Annotated in this window: 15 protein-coding genes; 9 read left to right on the top strand and 6 right to left on the bottom strand. The window is 62.0% G+C overall.

The window, feature by feature from the left end; all coding sequences use genetic code 11:
- Nucleotides 1-14: 14 nt before the first annotated feature.
- From IFU31_RS19750 to IFU31_RS19735, 4 genes are all read left to right on the top strand, one after another.
- A complete protein-coding gene (locus IFU31_RS19750) occupies nt 15-920 on the top strand; it encodes a carbohydrate ABC transporter permease (protein ID WP_192104292.1) in 906 nt (301 codons plus the stop codon).
- A 5-nt stretch (nt 921-925) separates the two neighbouring features.
- Entirely contained in the window at nt 926-1,762 is an 837-nt protein-coding gene (locus IFU31_RS19745) for a carbohydrate ABC transporter permease (RefSeq protein ID WP_163007624.1), read from the top strand.
- A 4-nt stretch (nt 1,763-1,766) separates the two neighbouring features.
- Nucleotides 1,767-2,927 (top strand): ABC transporter ATP-binding protein, encoded by a 1,161-nt coding sequence (locus IFU31_RS19740; protein WP_122479601.1) that lies wholly within the window; start codon nt 1,767-1,769, stop codon nt 2,925-2,927.
- A 129-nt stretch (nt 2,928-3,056) separates the two neighbouring features.
- On the top strand, nt 3,057-4,361 hold the full coding sequence (locus IFU31_RS19735; RefSeq protein WP_244657716.1) for a carbohydrate porin: 1,305 nt from the start codon (nt 3,057-3,059) through the stop codon (nt 4,359-4,361).
- 305 nt (nt 4,362-4,666) lie between these two features.
- Here the strand turns inward: IFU31_RS19735 and hexR are convergent, their stop codons facing one another.
- Nucleotides 4,667-5,527, bottom strand: coding sequence for a DNA-binding transcriptional regulator HexR (gene hexR / locus IFU31_RS19730; RefSeq protein WP_185794215.1), 861 nt, complete (start codon nt 5,525-5,527; stop codon nt 4,667-4,669).
- Nucleotides 5,528-5,740: 213 nt separating this feature from the next.
- Here hexR and zwf point away from each other — a divergent pair, with 213 nt between their 5' ends.
- The 3 genes from zwf to IFU31_RS19715 are packed head-to-tail and all read left to right on the top strand — an operon-like array spanning nt 5,741 to nt 8,593.
- Nucleotides 5,741-7,210: a glucose-6-phosphate dehydrogenase gene (zwf, locus tag IFU31_RS19725; protein ID WP_122479598.1), complete on the top strand. Its 1,470-nt coding sequence runs from the start codon at nt 5,741-5,743 to the stop codon at nt 7,208-7,210.
- Nucleotides 7,197-7,910, top strand: a complete 714-nt coding sequence (gene pgl / locus IFU31_RS19720) for a 6-phosphogluconolactonase (RefSeq protein ID WP_192104288.1) — start codon at nt 7,197-7,199, stop codon at nt 7,908-7,910. Before zwf ends, pgl begins: the two co-directional genes overlap by 14 nt.
- Nucleotides 7,907-8,593, top strand: coding sequence for a bifunctional 4-hydroxy-2-oxoglutarate aldolase/2-dehydro-3-deoxy-phosphogluconate aldolase (locus IFU31_RS19715; protein WP_185794099.1), 687 nt, complete (start codon nt 7,907-7,909; stop codon nt 8,591-8,593). The genes pgl and IFU31_RS19715 overlap by 4 nt, the downstream gene beginning before the upstream one ends.
- An 87-nt stretch (nt 8,594-8,680) precedes the next feature.
- Here IFU31_RS19715 and IFU31_RS19710 read toward each other — a convergent pair whose 3' ends face one another.
- Nucleotides 8,681-8,923 (bottom strand): DUF3820 family protein, encoded by a 243-nt coding sequence (locus tag IFU31_RS19710; RefSeq protein ID WP_122479595.1) that lies wholly within the window; start codon nt 8,921-8,923, stop codon nt 8,681-8,683.
- A gap of 230 nt (nt 8,924-9,153) precedes the next feature.
- On the opposite strand from IFU31_RS19710, the gene IFU31_RS19705 reads away from it, so the two are divergent.
- Nucleotides 9,154-9,612, top strand: a complete 459-nt coding sequence (locus IFU31_RS19705; RefSeq protein WP_122479594.1) for a ferritin-like domain-containing protein — start codon at nt 9,154-9,156, stop codon at nt 9,610-9,612.
- A 60-nt stretch (nt 9,613-9,672) separates the two neighbouring features.
- On the opposite strand, the gene IFU31_RS19700 is transcribed toward IFU31_RS19705, so the two are convergent.
- Nucleotides 9,673-12,768, bottom strand: coding sequence for a multidrug efflux RND transporter permease subunit (locus IFU31_RS19700; protein WP_192104286.1), 3,096 nt, complete (start codon nt 12,766-12,768; stop codon nt 9,673-9,675).
- Entirely contained in the window at nt 12,765-13,916 is a 1,152-nt protein-coding gene (locus tag IFU31_RS19695) for an efflux RND transporter periplasmic adaptor subunit (RefSeq protein WP_192104284.1), read from the bottom strand. The genes IFU31_RS19700 and IFU31_RS19695 overlap by 4 nt, the downstream gene beginning before the upstream one ends.
- A 275-nt stretch (nt 13,917-14,191) precedes the next feature.
- Here IFU31_RS19695 and IFU31_RS19690 point away from each other — a divergent pair, with 275 nt between their 5' ends.
- Nucleotides 14,192-14,482, top strand: a complete 291-nt coding sequence (locus tag IFU31_RS19690; protein ID WP_163007611.1) for a hypothetical protein — start codon at nt 14,192-14,194, stop codon at nt 14,480-14,482.
- 2 nt (nt 14,483-14,484) lie between these two features.
- Here IFU31_RS19690 and IFU31_RS19685 read toward each other — a convergent pair whose 3' ends face one another.
- A complete protein-coding gene (locus IFU31_RS19685) occupies nt 14,485-14,799 on the bottom strand; it encodes a hypothetical protein (protein WP_122479590.1) in 315 nt (104 codons plus the stop codon).
- Between the two features lie 94 nt (nt 14,800-14,893).
- On the bottom strand, nt 14,894-15,793 hold the full coding sequence (locus IFU31_RS19680; RefSeq protein WP_192104282.1) for a chemotaxis protein: 900 nt from the start codon (nt 15,791-15,793) through the stop codon (nt 14,894-14,896).
- Between the last annotated feature and the right edge of the window lie 79 nt (nt 15,794-15,872).

Below are 15,872 nucleotides of genomic sequence, written 5' to 3'. Positions count from 1 at the left end.
GCGGACATCTCAACATGAGCTCAACTGCTGTCATGCGCAGGGCTTCGCCCCTGGACGCCCTGCAGCGCTGGCTGCCCAAGCTGGTGCTGGCACCGACCATGCTGATCGTGCTGGTCGGCTTCTACGGCTACATCCTGTGGACCCTGGTGCTGTCCTTCACCACTTCAAGCTTCATGCCCAACTACAAGTGGGCGGGCCTTGCGCAGTACGCGCGGCTGATGGACAACGATCGCTGGTGGGTCGCGAGCAAGAACCTCGCGGTCTTCGGTGGCCTGTTCATTTTCATCAGCCTGGTGCTGGGGGTATTCCTGGCAGTGCTGCTGGACCAGCGCATTCGCCGCGAAGGCTTCCTGCGCACCATTTACCTGTATCCCATGGCGCTGTCGATGATCGTCACCGGTACCGCCTGGAAGTGGCTGCTCAACCCGGGCATGGGCCTGGACAAACTGCTGCGCGATTGGGGCTGGGAAGGCTTTCGCCTGGACTGGCTGGTTGACCAGGACCGGGTGGTCTACTGCCTGGTGATCGCGGCTGTGTGGCAGGCCTCGGGCTTCGTCATGGCGCTGTTCCTGGCCGGCCTGCGTGGCGTCGACCAGTCGATCATTCGCGCCGCCCAGGTGGACGGCGCCAGCCTGCCCACCATCTACCTGCGCATCGTCCTGCCGAGCCTGCGTCCGGTGTTTTTCAGCGCCTTCATGATTCTTGCGCACATCGCCATCAAGAGCTTCGACCTGGTAGCTGCGATGACGGCGGGAGGGCCGGGCTACTCGTCGGACCTTCCCGCGATGTTCATGTACGCCTTCACCTTCAGCCGGGGCCAGATGGGGCAGGGGTCGGCCAGCGCCATGCTGATGCTCGGCGCGATCCTGGCCATCCTGGTGCCCTACCTGTACTCCGAACTGCGGGGCAAACGTCAATGAACCCTATGACCGGCAAACCGGCCCTGACCTTCAGTCGCGTGGCGATCTACGCCGTGCTGCTGCTGGCCGCGGCCATCTACCTGGTGCCGCTGGTGGTGATGCTGCTGACCAGCTTCAAGACACCCGACGACATCCGCACCGGCAACCTGCTGAGCCTGCCGGAAGTGTTCACTGCCATCGGCTGGGTCAAGGCCTGGGGTTCGGTGGGTGGGTACTTCTGGAACTCGGTGATGATCACCGTTCCTGCCGTGCTGATCTCCACCTTCATCGGTGCCATGAACGGCTATGTGCTGTCGATGTGGAAGTTTCGCGGCTCGCAACTGTTCTTCGGTCTGCTGCTGTTTGGCTGCTTCCTGCCGTTCCAGACCGTACTGTTGCCGGCGTCATTCACCCTGGGCAAGTTCGGCCTGGCCAACACCACCACCGGGCTGGTGCTGGTGCACGTGGTGTATGGGCTGGCATTCACCACGCTGTTCTTCCGCAACTATTACGTGAGCGTGCCGGACGCACTGGTCAAGGCCGCACGCCTGGATGGCGCCGGGTTCTTCACCATCTTCGGCAAGATCCTGCTGCCCATGTCGATCCCGATCGTCATGGTCTGCCTGATCTGGCAGTTCACCCAGATCTGGAACGACTTCCTGTTCGGCGTGGTGTTCGCCAGCGGCGATGCACAGCCGATCACCGTGGCATTGAACAACCTGGTCAACACCAGTACCGGGGTCAAGGAATACAACGTGGACATGGCAGCGGCAATGATCGCCGGCCTGCCGACGCTGTTGGTCTACATCTTCGCTGGCAAGTATTTCCTGCGCGGGCTCACGGCCGGCGCGGTCAAGGGGTAGCAACATGGCAACGCTGGAACTGCGCAACGTAATCAAGACCTACGGCAGCGGCTTGCCGGACACGCTGAAGAACATCGAGCTTTCGATCGACTCGGGGGAATTCCTGATCCTGGTGGGGCCGTCGGGCTGTGGCAAGTCGACCCTGATGAACTGCATTGCAGGCCTGGAGAACATCTCCGGCGGGGCGATCCTGGTCGACGGCGAAGACATCAGCGGCATGAGCCCCAAGGACCGGGACATTGCCATGGTGTTCCAGAGCTACGCGCTGTATCCGACCATGACGGTGCGCGAGAACATCTGCTTCGGCCTGAAGATCCGCAAGATGCCCCAGGCTTCGATCGACGAAGAAGTAGCGCGAGTGGCCAAGCTGTTGCAGATCGAGCATCTGCTCGAACGCAAGCCCGGCCAACTCTCCGGTGGTCAGCAGCAGCGCGTGGCGATGGGGCGCGCACTGGCGCGGCGGCCCAAGATCTACCTGTTCGACGAGCCGCTGTCCAACCTCGACGCCAAGCTGCGGGTGGAGATGCGCACCGAGATCAAGTTGATGCACCAGCGCCTGAAGACTACCACGGTCTACGTGACCCACGACCAGATCGAGGCCATGACCCTGGGTGACAAGGTGGCGGTGATGAAGGACGGCATCATCCAGCAGTTCGGCACGCCGCAGCAGATCTACAACGATCCGGCCAACCTGTTCGTGGCCAGCTTCATCGGCTCGCCGCCGATGAACTTCATTCCGCTGCGCCTGACCCGCCAGGACGGCCGCCTGGTGGCGCTGCTCGACAGCGGGCAGGCGCGTTGCGAACTGCCGCTGGGCATCGCCGACGCGGGGCTGGAGGATCGCGAGATCATCCTTGGTATCCGCCCCGAGCAGATCGCCCTGGCCAGCGAGCAGGTCACGGGTTTGCCCACCCTGCGTGCCGAAGTGCAGATCACCGAGCCGACCGGGCCGGACACGCTGGTGTTCGTCACCGTGAACCAGACCAAGGTGTGCTGCCGCATGGCGCCGGATGCTGCGCCGGCCATAGGCGCCACCTTGAACCTGCTGCTGGACCCGAGCAAGGTCCTGATTTTCGATGCGGCCAGCGGTGCGCGCCTCGGCGCCACGCGAACCGCGCAGGAAGCTGCACCCTTGGGCAACGTGACCCAGTTCAAAGGACGCTGAATAGCGATATCGGCGGGCGGCCTGTCGCCTGTCATTGGCAAGACTGTACAACACGTCAATAACAATAAAAGAGGAAGAGGGATGAACAGCAGACTTATCACTAAACCCAGACTGATCGGCCAGTTGTCGATGCTCGGCGCCCTGAGTCTGGCCGGCAGCGTGCATGCCGCTGGGGCTTTTACCGAGGAGTCGCCGTGGATGACCGGTGACTGGGGTGGGGCGCGTACGGAGTTGCTGGAAAAGGGCTACGATTTTTCGCTGGAATACGTAGGGGAAGTTGGCAGCAATCTCGACGGTGGCTACAACGACGATACCACCGCACGCTACAGCGACCAGTTCGCCCTGGGCGTGAAGATGGACCTGGAAAAGATTCTGGGGTGGAAGGATGCGGAGTTCAAGCTGGCCATCACCGAGCGTAGCGGCCGCAACATCTCCAATGACCGGATCGGCGACCCGCGTGCCGGCACCCTGAGTTCATCCCAGGAAGTCTGGGGCAGGGGCCAGACCTGGCGGCTTACCCAGATGTGGTACAAGCAGGGTTATTTCGACGACAAGCTCAACGTCAAGATCGGCCGCTTCGGCCCTGGCGAAGACTTCAACAGCTTCCCGTGCGACTTCCAGAACCTGGCGTTCTGCGGTTCGCAGGTCGGCAACTGGGTGGGCAACATCTGGTACAACTGGCCGGTCAGCCAGTGGGCGTTGCGTATCAAGTACAACATCACCCCGGAAGTGTATGCGCAGGTGGGCGTGTTCGAGCAGAACCCCTCGTACCTGGAAACCGGTAACGGCTTCAAGCTCAGCGGCAGCGGCACCAAGGGCATGATCCTGCCGGTTGAACTGGTATGGACGCCCAAGCTCAACGACCTGCCGGGCGAGTATCGCCTGGGCTACTACTACAGCACGGCCAAGGCCGACGATGTGTATGAAGATGGCAATGGCCAGGCGGCTGCGGTTTCCGGCGCCAGCTACAAGTCCCACAGCAGCAAGCACGGCGCCTGGATCGTCGCCCAGCAACAGTTGACCAGTCACAACGGCAGCGCCGCGCGTGGCCTGAGCATCTTCGCCAACGCCACCGTGCACGACAAGGACACCAACTTCGTCGACAACTATCAGCAGATCGGCCTGACCTACATGGGGCCCTTCGACGCCCGGCCCAAGGACGACATCGGTGTGGGCATCGCGCGCATCCACGTCAACGACGACGTGCGCAAGAATCGCCGCCTGGTCAATGATCTGAACAACATCGAAGACTACGACAATCCGTCATACCTGCCGATCCAGGACACCGAGTACAACGCCGAGATCTACTACGGCTTCCGCGTGACCAACTGGCTGACGGTGCGGCCCAACGTGCAGTACATCAAACATCCTGGCGGCGTGAACCAGGTGGATGACGCACTGGTGGCCGGGTTGAAGATCCAGTCCAAGTTCTGATTTGTGGTGTGCGCTTTCCGGGCGACTCAGGTCGCCCTTTTTTTCGAGCCAGTAACGGGCTCACCGTAGGAGCGGTCATCGGCCGCGAATGCTGCCCCGCGGTGAAACTGGCACACCGCGGTGTTCTTTTCGCGGCCGCTGACCGCTCCTACGTGGGATCAGGGGCTTATTCATCCCATTTACCTGCGGTTTGACCGTAGGAGCGGTCATCGGCCGCGAAAGGCTCGCTGCGGTGAATCTGATCCACCGCAGCGTTTTTTTGCGGCCACTGACCGCGCCTGCAGATCCATGTCCTTTGCCTGCATTCAGTCCAGGCCATCCCCAGCCGGGTAGCGACTCACGTTCAGGCTTTCCTTGATCTTCCTCAGGTGCGGCTGGAAATCCACGCCGCGCCGTAGCGTCATGCCCGTGGCCAACACATCAAGCACAGTCAATTGCACGATGCGCGATGTCATCGGCATGTAGATATCCGTGTCTTCAGGCAGGGGTATGTTCAGGCTTACGCTGCTGGCCTTGGCCAAGGGCGAGCCTGCTGCCGTCAGCCCTAGCACCGATGCACCGTTTTCCCGTGCCAGGCGGGCGACTTCCACCAGTTCGCGCGTGCGCCCGGTGTAGGAGATGATCACGAACAGCTCGCCGGTATGGGCAACCGACGCCAACATTCGCTGCATGAGGACATCGGCATGGGCCGACACCGCCAGGTTGAAGCGAAAGAACTTGTGTTGGGCATCGAGCGCCACCGGCGCCGACGCGCCGAGGCCGAAGAAGTGGATCTGGCGTGCCTGGATCAACATGTCCACGGCGCGGCTGACCAGCGCCGGATCGAGTTGCTGGCAGGCGCTGTCCAACGAAGCGATGGCACTGCCGAAAATCTTCTGGGTATAGGCCGCCGGGTCGTCGTCGGCTTCTACCGCGCGACTGACGTAGGCTGCGCCACTGGCCAGGCTTTGCGCCAGTTGCAGCTTGAGCTCGGGGTAGCCGCTGACGCCGAAGGAACGACAGAAGCGGTTCACCGTCGGCTCGCTGACCTTGGCGGCCTGCGCCAGAGCGGCAATACTGAAGCGGGTCGCCTGCTGCGGATTGAGCAGAATGACCTCGGCCACCTTGCGCTCGGCCTTGTTCAGCTCATCGAGGCGGCTCTGGATCTGTTCCAGAAGATTTCGCACACGGTCCATGGTATGTCCTTGGGTCTACTGCAGCGCCAGCGAGCATGTCTGGCCAGGCTGTCTTCACGGGTGGCTTATCCTACTGGGGGGCGCAGTGCGCCACCACCCGTATCTGCCTGAATGGGTAAATGTTGTGGTTATTACTACATTCTGCCTTGAATCGTCCCCTGAAAAAGGGTATTTCTACGTCAACTTGATAGAAGAACAAACATCATGCCCTCAATGACCGCAGGATCATGCACCTTTGCTCTTTTTGGCGCCCTGGGCGACCTGGCATTGCGCAAGCTGTTTCCGGCTCTATATCAACTCGATCGCGCGCAGTTGCTGCACGCCGATACACGCATTCTCGCCCTGGCCCGCGAGCCCGGCGACGAAGCCCATCACCTGGGTGTCATCGAGGCAGGGTTGCGCAAGTTCGTTTCCGACGCCCAGCTCGAGCCCGACGCGGTGCAGCGTTTTCTGGCGCGGCTGAGCTATGTGCACGTGGACTTTCTGGATGCCGACACCTACGTCGCACTGGCCGAGAAAGTCGGTGACGCCGAACAATTGATCGCCTACTTCGCCACACCGGCGGCGGTCTACGGCGCCATCTGCGAAAACCTGCACAAGGTCGGCCTGACCGCGCGTACCCGCGCCGTGCTGGAAAAGCCTATCGGCCACGACCTGGAATCCTCGCGCCGGGTCAACGATGCCGTCGCGCAGTACTTCCCGGAAAATCGGGTCTACCGAATCGACCACTACCTGGGCAAGGAGACGGTGCAGAACCTCATTGCCCTGCGCTTCGCCAACAGCCTGTTCGAAACCCAGTGGAACCAGAACTACATTTCCCACGTTGAGATCACCGTCGCGGAAAAAGTCGGTATCGAAGGGCGCTGGGGCTACTTCGACCAGGCCGGCCAGCTGCGCGACATGATCCAGAATCACCTGCTGCAGCTGCTCTGCCTGATCGCCATGGACCCACCGGCCGACCTGTCCGCCGACAGCATTCGCGATGAGAAGGTCAAGGTGCTCAAGGCGCTCGCGCCATTCACCGCCGACGGCTTGACCCAGCAGGTCGTGCGTGGCCAGTACATCGCGGGCTACAGCGAAGGCCGTCCGGTGCCGGGTTATCTGGAAGAAGAAAACTCCAACACCCAGAGCGATACCGAGACCTTCGTCGCGCTGCGTGCCGATATCCGCAACTGGCGCTGGGCCGGCGTGCCGTTCTACCTGCGCACCGGCAAGCGCATGCCACAGAAGCTGTCGCAGATCGTCATCCACTTCAAGGAACCGCCGCACTATATCTTCGCGCCCGAGCAGCGCCTGCAGATCAGCAACAAGCTGATCATCCGCCTGCAACCGGACGAAGGTATATCGCTGCGCGTGATGACCAAGGAGCAAGGCCTGGACAAGGGTATGCAACTGCGCAGCGGGCCGCTGCAACTGAATTTCTCCGACACCTATCGCAGTGCGCGCATTCCAGATGCGTACGAGCGATTGCTGCTGGAGGTGATGCAGGGCAATCAGAACCTGTTTGTCCGTAAAGATGAAATCGAATATGCGTGGACATGGTGCGATCAGCTCATCGCCGGCTGGAAGAAATCCGGCGATGCTCCCAAGCCGTACGCGGCAGGTTCATGGGGGCCGATGAGCTCGATTGCCCTGATCACACGCGATGGGAGATCCTGGTATGGCGATATCTGATTTGCAGTTCCCCGAGGGGCTCAAGGTTCACGATTGCGTGAGCGCACCGTTGCTGGCCGAAGCCCTGGCCGGCAAGGTCGCCGAGCAACTGCGCGAGGCGATCGAGCGCCAGAACGTGGCAACCCTGGTGGTTTCCGGCGGGCGCAGCCCGGTGGCTTTCCTGGAGTGCCTGGCGCGTCAGAGCCTGGACTGGTCACAGGTAGTGATCTCCCTGGCCGACGAGCGTTGGGTGCCCATCGAGCACGCCGACAGCAATGCCGGCCTGCTCGAGCGCCACCTGTTGGTAGGCGCGGTCGAGCAGGCACGTTTCGTCAGCCTGTACCACACCACGTCCAGCCAGGAGGAAGCCGCCGCAGTCGCCGATGACCTGCTCGGCCAATTGCCGCCGATCGACGTGCTGGTACTGGGCATGGGCGATGACGGGCACACCGCTTCGTTGTTTCCCGATAGCCCCAACCTTGAACAGGCTCTGGCGCTGGACAGCGAGCGCCGCTGCTGGCCCATGCTGGCGCCGAGCGTACCGCATCAACGCCTGAGCATGAGCCGTGCGTTGCTGGCCTCGGCCCGCTTCAAAGTGCTGTCGGTGCAGGGCGAAAGCAAGTTGACCACGCTGCGCACTGCACTGGCCGGCGACGACGTGGCGCAGATGCCTATCCGCGCCTTCCTGCACTCCGCGCTGGATATCTACTGGTGTCAATGAATCAAGGAACCGCCGCTATGATCACCACCGAACAGCAGCAACGCATGGTCGACAAGGTTGCCCGGATCGACGCCCTGGCGGCGCGTGCGCGAATTCTGCCGGTCATCACCATTGCCCGTGAAGAAGACATTCTGCCTCTGGCCGATGCCTTGGCAGCCGGGGGGCTGACCGTACTGGAAGTGACCCTGCGCTCGGCACTCGGGCTCAGGGCCATCCAGGTGCTGCGCGAGCAACGCCCGGAGCTGCTGGTCGGCGCTGGCACGGTGCTGACCCGCGAAATGCTCGCCGCAACCGAGCAGGCCGGCTCGCAGTTCACCGTCACCCCCGGCGTGACCCAGGACATGCTCGAGGCCGGTGTGGAAAGCTCGTTGCCGTTGCTGCCGGGCATCAGCAGCCCGTCCGAACTGATGATGGGTTACGCGCTGGGCTATCGCCGCTTCAAGCTGTTCCCGGCCGAGGTGAGCGGTGGCGTGGCTGCCATCAAGGCGCTCGGCGGGCCCTTCCCGGAAGTGCGCTTCTGCCCGACTGGCGGCGTCGGCCCGGGCAACATCAACAGCTACATGGCTCAATCCAATGTGATGTGCGTGGGCGGCTCGTGGATGCTCGACAGCCAGTGGATTGAAAACCGCGATTGGGCACGCATTCAGGAGTGCAGCGCGCAGGCGCTGGCTCTGCTCGACTGATTCGACTTCGTTAGGCGCTTCACGGTTGTCTTTCAGTGCGCTCGGTCGGCGCACTTTTTTTTGCCTGAAAGAAAGTTGCCAGACGGTTCAGCGCCCATCGGCGATGCGCGGCTTGCCATGCTTGACCCGCAGCGGATCGAGCAGGTCGGACAAGCCGTTGTGATCGATTTCCTGCATCAGCGCCAGCAGCCCACCCAGTTCACCTTTAGGAAAACCTTCGCGGGCAAACCAGTTCAGGTAATGCCCCGGCAGGTCGGCGATTACTCGGCCCTTGTACTTGCCGAAGGGCATTACGAAGGTCACCAGCGATTCAAGTTTTTCGGGGTTCATGACTGAATATTCACAAGGGTGTGGGTCTGCAAAAACGACGTTGCGCGAGGTTACATGCATTCTGCACGGTCACAAAGCCGCCGATCATGCATAAAGACAGCTTCGGGAAATCGCAGGCTACGTTAACTCTTTGATATAGATGATTTTTGTTTGCTTTGAAAGCTGGCACGAAGGCTGCTGTATGGACAGCATCCCAACGCGGTTTCCGATTTCCACAGGAATTCAAAAAGATGAATGATTCTGCCAAGACGGTTGTTTCCATCCTGAACAAGCTTATCGAAACCTGCAAGGACGGCGAGGAAGGCTTCAAGACCTGTGCCGAAGACATCAAGAACCCGGAACTCAAGGCGTTGTTCACCAAGCATTCCCAGGAATGCGCCGAAGCGGCCGGTGAACTGCAGGCCGAGGTCATCGCACTGGGCGGCACCCCGGAAGACTCCACCAGCGTGAGCGGTGACCTGCATCGTCGCTGGGTCGACGTCAAATCGATCTTCACCGGCAAGGATGAAGAAGCGGTGCTGAACGAAGCCGAACGCGGCGAAGATGTGGCTTTGAAAGCTTACAAGGAAGCCTTGACCGAGGCGCTGCCGGCCAACATCTTCACCATTGTCGAGCGTCAGCTTGCCGGTGTGCAACGCAACCACGATCAGGTCAAAGCCCTGCGCAACATCGCTCGCGCCAGCAGCTGAGCAGTCACGCTGTCGCTGTAAAGAAAACGCCCGCATCGGGCGTTTTTTGTTGGTCGACGTTCAGTGGCTGGCCGGCAATGCCGGCGTTCTGGAACCGTCGGTGCGATGGAACAGCCGCTCCAGTTGCAGATAGATCACAGGGGTGGTGAACAGCGTCAGCATTTGGCTGATCAGCAGTCCCCCCACCACGGCGATGCCCAGTGGCTGGCGCAGTTCGGCACCGGCGCCATAGCCGAACATCAGGGGTAGTGCGCCCAGCAGTGCGGCCAGTGTGGTCATGATGATCGGGCGGAAGCGCGTCAGGCAGGCTTTGTGAATCGCTTCACGCGCGTCCAGCCCTTCGCTGCGCTGCGCATGCAGGGCGAAGTCGATCATCAGAATGCCGTTCTTCTTGACGATCCCGATCAGCAAGACCAGGCCGATCAAGCCCATGATGGAAAAATCCTGTCCCCATAGCCATAGCAGCAACAAGGCACCCAGCCCAGCCGATGGCAGGGTCGAGATGATGGTCAGCGGGTGAACGAAGCTTTCGTACAGCACGCCGAGAATGATGTAGACCGCCACCAGTGCGGCCAGAATCAGCCAGGGCTGGCTGGCCAGCGAACTCTGGAAAGCCTGGGCAGCGCCCTGGAAGCTGCCGGCGATAGACGCGGGCATGGCCAGTTCGGCTTGCGTGCGTTCGAGCAAACCGACGGCCTCGCCCAAGGCCACGCCGGGCGCCAGATTGAACGACAGGTTGGCCGCCGGAAACAGGCCATCGTGGCTGATCGACAGCGGGCCCTGAGTGGGTGCCTCGACCTTGGCCACGGCCGACAGCGGCACCATTTCGTTGGTCAGGGGCGAGCGCAGGTAGAAGTACTGCAGACTCTGCGCCTTGCCGCGCTGATCGGCCTTGAGTTCCAGAATGACCTTGTACTGGTTGGTTTCGGTCTGGAATTCGTTGATCTGGCGCTGACCGAATGCATCGTACAGCGCCTGGTCGATGTCGCTGGTGGTCAGGCCGAAACGCGAAGCTGCCACCCGATCGATGCTGATGTGGGTCACGCTGCCACCCAGCTGCAGGTCGTTGGACAGGTCGCGAAAGGCCGGGTTGGCACGCAGTCGTTCGGTCAGGCGTTCGGTCCACAGGTTCAGGCTCGGCCCGTCGTTGCTCTTGAGCACGTACTGGTACTGGCTGCGGCTTGGCCCGGCGCTCAGGTTGATGTCCTGTCCGGCGCGCAGGTAAAGCACCACGCCAGGCACCTGGGCGAGCTGGGGCCGCAAGCGGTCGATGAATGCGCTGGCCGACACGTCGCGTTCGCTCTGTTCCTTGAGGCCGATCCAGAATCGCCCGGTGGCGATGGTCTGGTTGCTGCCGGTTACGCCCACGGCGTGGGAATAGGCCCTGACCGCCGGATCTGCACCGATGATACGGGCTAGGGCAAGGTGTTTTTCCTGCATGTCTTTGTAGGAAATGTCGGCGGCCGCTTCGGTCGTGCCGAGAACGAAGCCGGTGTCCTGCACCGGGAAAAACCCCTTCGGGATGAGCACGTAGCCCGCCACCGACAAGGCAACGGTCAAGCCGAACACGGCCAGGGTGATGCCCTGGTGAGCCAGTGCGCGGATCAGACCTTTGTCGTACCAGGCCAGCAGGCGCTCACTGAAGCCCGCGCGTGCGGCGTGTGCGGGGCGGCGCATGAACAGCGCGCATAGCGTCGGTGCCAGGGTCAGGGAAACCACCACCGAAATGAGGATGGTAGAGGTGGCCGTCAGCGCGAATTCCTTGAACAGGCGCCCGACCACGCCGCCCATGAACAGCAGTGGAATGAATGCGGCAATCAGCGAAAAGCTGATCGACACTACCGTGAAGCTGATCTCGCTGGCGCCCTTGATCGCCGCTTCACGCATGCCATCGCCGGCCTCCAGATGGCGATGGATGTTCTCCACCACCACGATCGCATCGTCGACCACGAACCCGACACTGATGACGATGGCCACCAAAGTCAGGTTGTTCAGGCTGAAACCCATCAGGTACATGGCGGCGAACGTTGCGATCAGCGAAACCCCCAGCACGCTGGACACGATCAGCGTGGCCGACAACTGGCGCAGGAACAGGGCCATGACGGCCACCACCAGCAGCACGGCGATCAGCAGCGTCAGCTCCACTTCGTGTAGTGATGCACGGATGGTCTGGGTGCGGTCGTTGAGTACGGTGACATCCACGCTTGCCGGCAGCATCTCCTGCAGGCGTGGCATGGCGGCCAGTATGCGGTCGACCGTGTCGACGATGTTCGCACCCGGCTGGCGGAAGATCGTCAGGTTCAAGCCTGGCTGATCACCCGACCAGGATTGCACATAGGCGTTCTCCGCACCCTTGATCACGGTTGCGACGTCCTTGAGTTGTACCGGTGCGCCATTACGGTAGGCCACCACCAGTTGCGCGTACTCATGAGCCTCGAAGAGCTGGTCGTTGGTGGCCAATGTGGACACACTGGTGTCACCGTACAGAGCACCCTTGGCCAGGTTCAGGCTGGTCTGCTGGATGGCACCGCGCAGGTCGGCAAGCGTCAGCTCCAGCGCTGCGAGGCGCTCTGGGGCTGCCTGCACACGGATCGCCGGGCGTTGCTGGCCGGTGATGTAGACCTGGCCAACGCCCTCGATCTGGCTCAGTTGCCTGGCCAGCAGGGTTTCGGTGTAGTCGCTCAACACGTGGGTGGGCATCTGCGCCGAACTCACGCTGAGGATCAGCACCGGGCTGTCTCCCGGATTGACCTTGCGCCAGGTCGGCAGGTTGGGCATGTCCTGCGGCAAGCGTCCGGCTGCCGTGTTGATCGCCGCCTGGACCTCCTGGGCGGCGGTGTCGATGCTTTTGCTCAGGCTGAACTGCAGGATCAGGTTGGTCGAGCCCAGGGCGCTGCTGGAGGTCATCTGGGTCATGCCGGGAATGGCGCTGAACTGCACCTCCAGCGGCGTGGCCACCGAAGACGCCATGGTCTGTGGACTGGCGCCGGGCAGTTGCGCGTTGACCTGGATGGTCGGAAAGTCCGCTTCGGGCAGTGGCGCGATCGCCAGCCGGGTGAAAGCCAGGCCACCGAGCAACACCAGCGCCAGGGTCAACAGCACGGTGGCCACCGGATGGTCGATGCACCAGGCGCTGATCGAGCGCCCGGTGCTCATCGCAAGGTCGCTGCGTTGTCCACCGTTGGCTCGAGCACCTGTACGCGGGCTCCCGGCCTCAACCGCGATTGCCCGTCACTGACCAGCACGTCGCCCGCAGCAACGCCGTCTATCAAGCTTTGGGTCGAAGTCTGGTAGCGCACCTGCACCGGCACCTGCTCGACTTTGGCGTCTTTCACGCGGTACACATAATGGCCCTCGATACCGCGCTGCACTACGGGCAACGGCACCACCAGAGCGTTGCGTTCGACGCCGACCTGCAAGCCGACACTGACCAGTTGGCCTGGCCACAGGGTGTGTCGGCCGTTGTGAAACTCGGCCTTGGCGCGGATGGTTCCGGTGCTTGCGGCAATCTGATTGTCGAGCAGCGTCAGGTGACCCTCACCCACCAGCTTGCCCGTTTCGGTATCGCCATCGAGGTAGGCGCGCACCACTGCCGGCTGCGGCCGGTCGAGCAAGGACTGCAACGTCGCCAGCTCCTGCTGGGGGAGCGAGAATTCCACTGCGATGGGGTCGATCTGGGTCACTGTGAACAAGCCTTCGGCATCGCTGACACGCAGGAAGTTGCCCGGATCCACACGGCGGATACCGACCCGACCGGTCACCGGAGAGTGAATCTGGGTGTAGGACAACTGCACCTGAGCGGCAGCGATGGCGGCCTGATTGCCTTGCAAGGTCGCGGTGAGCTGGTCGAACAGGGCCTGTTGTTCGTCGAGCAACTGGCGCGAAATACCATTGTCGCGACTCAGGTCCTTGTAGCGGCGCAGATTGACCCCTGCCACCTGCAACTGCGCCTGGCTCTGGCTGGCTTGCGCCCGCGCCTGAGCAAGGCTGGCGCGAATGGCACGATCGTCGATGCTGGCCAGCGCATCACCTTTGTTCACCCATTGGCCTTCCTTCACGGCGACCTGCGCCAGAACCCCATCGACCTGCGCGCGCACGGTCACGCTGTGCAGCGAAAGCACCGAGCCGATACCGGTGAGATAACGCGGCACATCGGCCTGCACCACGGCGACTACACGCACCGGGATGGGCATTGCCGGCACTGGCTTGTTCGCTGCAGTGCGATCGAGCAGCACCCAGGCCGCGCCTGACACGACGACAAGCAGCAAGCCTGCCAGTAACAGCGGTCGGATGGCTATGCGCATGCGTATCGGACACCGGCAGGGGGAAGAGCTGGCAGTTTGACCTTAGTCGCGTCGCCTTGCCAAGCCCAAGCCCCGGCGTGATTGGTCGTACGCAGGCTACGCCTGCCGCGCGCTCCTGATTCGGAAGGGAAAAAATCGTTCGGCTTCGCTGGAAATACACCAACAGTATCTATCGGGTTTTTCCTACGAGTTGCGCTGAATAGACCTATAGCGCCGCCCAGTTGATCACCAGAGACTTTCTTCCTTACAACAAGTCGATAAATGAAGGAAGGCCAGTGATCGTTATGGACTGTGTGAAGTATGGCAAAGGATTGCTGCTGGCGAGTCTGATTCCCGTGATGCTGGCGTTGCTGTACGTCAGCACGCTGCCGGCGGCGATCAAATGCTGTGCATTTCAACTGGCCCTCGCCCTGGGCATGCTGGTGTTGCTGTCGACCCGCGTGCCGTGGGTAAGGGTGCTGGTGGTCGCCTCGTTCATGCTCAAGTTCGCGGCCCTGGAGGCCCTCGACGAGAAAGCTGGCAACGTGCCGTTCATCAGTATTCTCTACGCATTCATTTTGCTGTGACGCTACTTGCCCTGTACCGAATCCCACGGGGTCACGAACGCCTTGCGGCTCTGTTTTTGGTACAGGCAGAGTTCTGCGCCAGGCTGGTTCTTCATGTGCGCCTGCGGGTAGCGGCCTTGAATGAGCACTGCGGTATAGCCCACGCGGTCTTCGAACTCGGCGGGAGCGCTGGCCACTCGGGCCTGTTTCAACGTGGTGGCTTTCAGGCAGGTGCTGGCGACGCGCTTGTCGTGTTCCGCCCACGCCTGGTCGGTCGATGCCATCGCGTGGGTGGTGAAGCCGCCGAGTGCGAGCAACAGGGTCAGGTAGGTTTTCATGGTCGTGGTTCCTGCGCCTTGTGAACAGGCAGCCATTATGCCCAACTGATGTTCATCTGCGTACCTGGACGCCTGCGCCAGGCCCCCGGCTGTTTCAGCGTGCCTGATCCGTGACGAAGCGCGCCGCGGTGATCAGGCAACCGGTGAGTTCCGGAGAGGAAAACTTGGTCAGCACCGCGTTGGCACCGGCCAGGCGCGCCTTCTCGCTGTTCATCGTGCTGTCCAGCGAGGTGTGCAGCAGGACGTAGAGGTCCTTGAAGTCCGGTGTATCACGCAGCGTGCGGGTCAGCGCATAGCCGTCCATTTCCGACATCTCGATATCCGACACCAACACATTGATCTGCGCATCGGTACCCTGCAGCTCCAGCAGGCAATCGATCGCCTCGCGGGCGCTGCGCGCCGTGCGGCATTCGATGCCCAGTGTGCGCAGGGTGATGAGCGACTGCTGCAGTGCCACATGGCTGTCGTCCACGACCAGGATCCTGGCGTTGGCAAGGCAGCGCGCGTCGCCATCGCTCAAGCGTTGAGGGTCGCCCTGCAGTCGCGCCGGGGCGATACCGTGGATGACTTTCTCGATATCCAGCACCTGCACCAAGGCACCGTCCACCTGGGTAACGCCGGTGATGAACGACTTGGTACCCGAGCCGTAGGGCGGCGGACGAATATCGGTGCTCAGGCAATGGACGATGCGGCTGACAGCCTGTACGTGCAGGCCCTGCTTGGAGCGGCTGACGTCGGTGACGATCAGGCAACCGCCGGAAGGGTCGAGCAATGGCTGTTCACCGATCGCCCGGCTCAGGTCGATGACGGACAACGCCTGGCCACGCAGGGTTGCCACGCCCTTGACGTGCGGGTGCGCTTCGGGAAGCCGGGTCAGGGCAGGGCAGGGGATGATCTCGCTGACCTTGAGCAGGTTGATGGCCATCAACTTGCCGCTGCGCAAGGTGAACAGCAACAGCGAAAGGGAATCTGCGCGGGCGTTCTGGGATGCCATGTGAACCTTCTTGATGAAACCGATGCAGGGCCGTGAACAGTTGGCCCATCGAGTGCGTTGCCTATGTATCGACTCGGCG

Origin of the sequence: Pseudomonas sp. CFBP 13602 (assembly GCF_014842725.1) — a bacterium.
Classification (GTDB): Bacteria; Pseudomonadota; Gammaproteobacteria; order Pseudomonadales; family Pseudomonadaceae; genus Aquipseudomonas; species Aquipseudomonas baltica.
The sequence above is the reverse complement of the archived record's forward strand: the minus strand, read 5'-3'. Positions and strand labels throughout refer to the sequence as shown.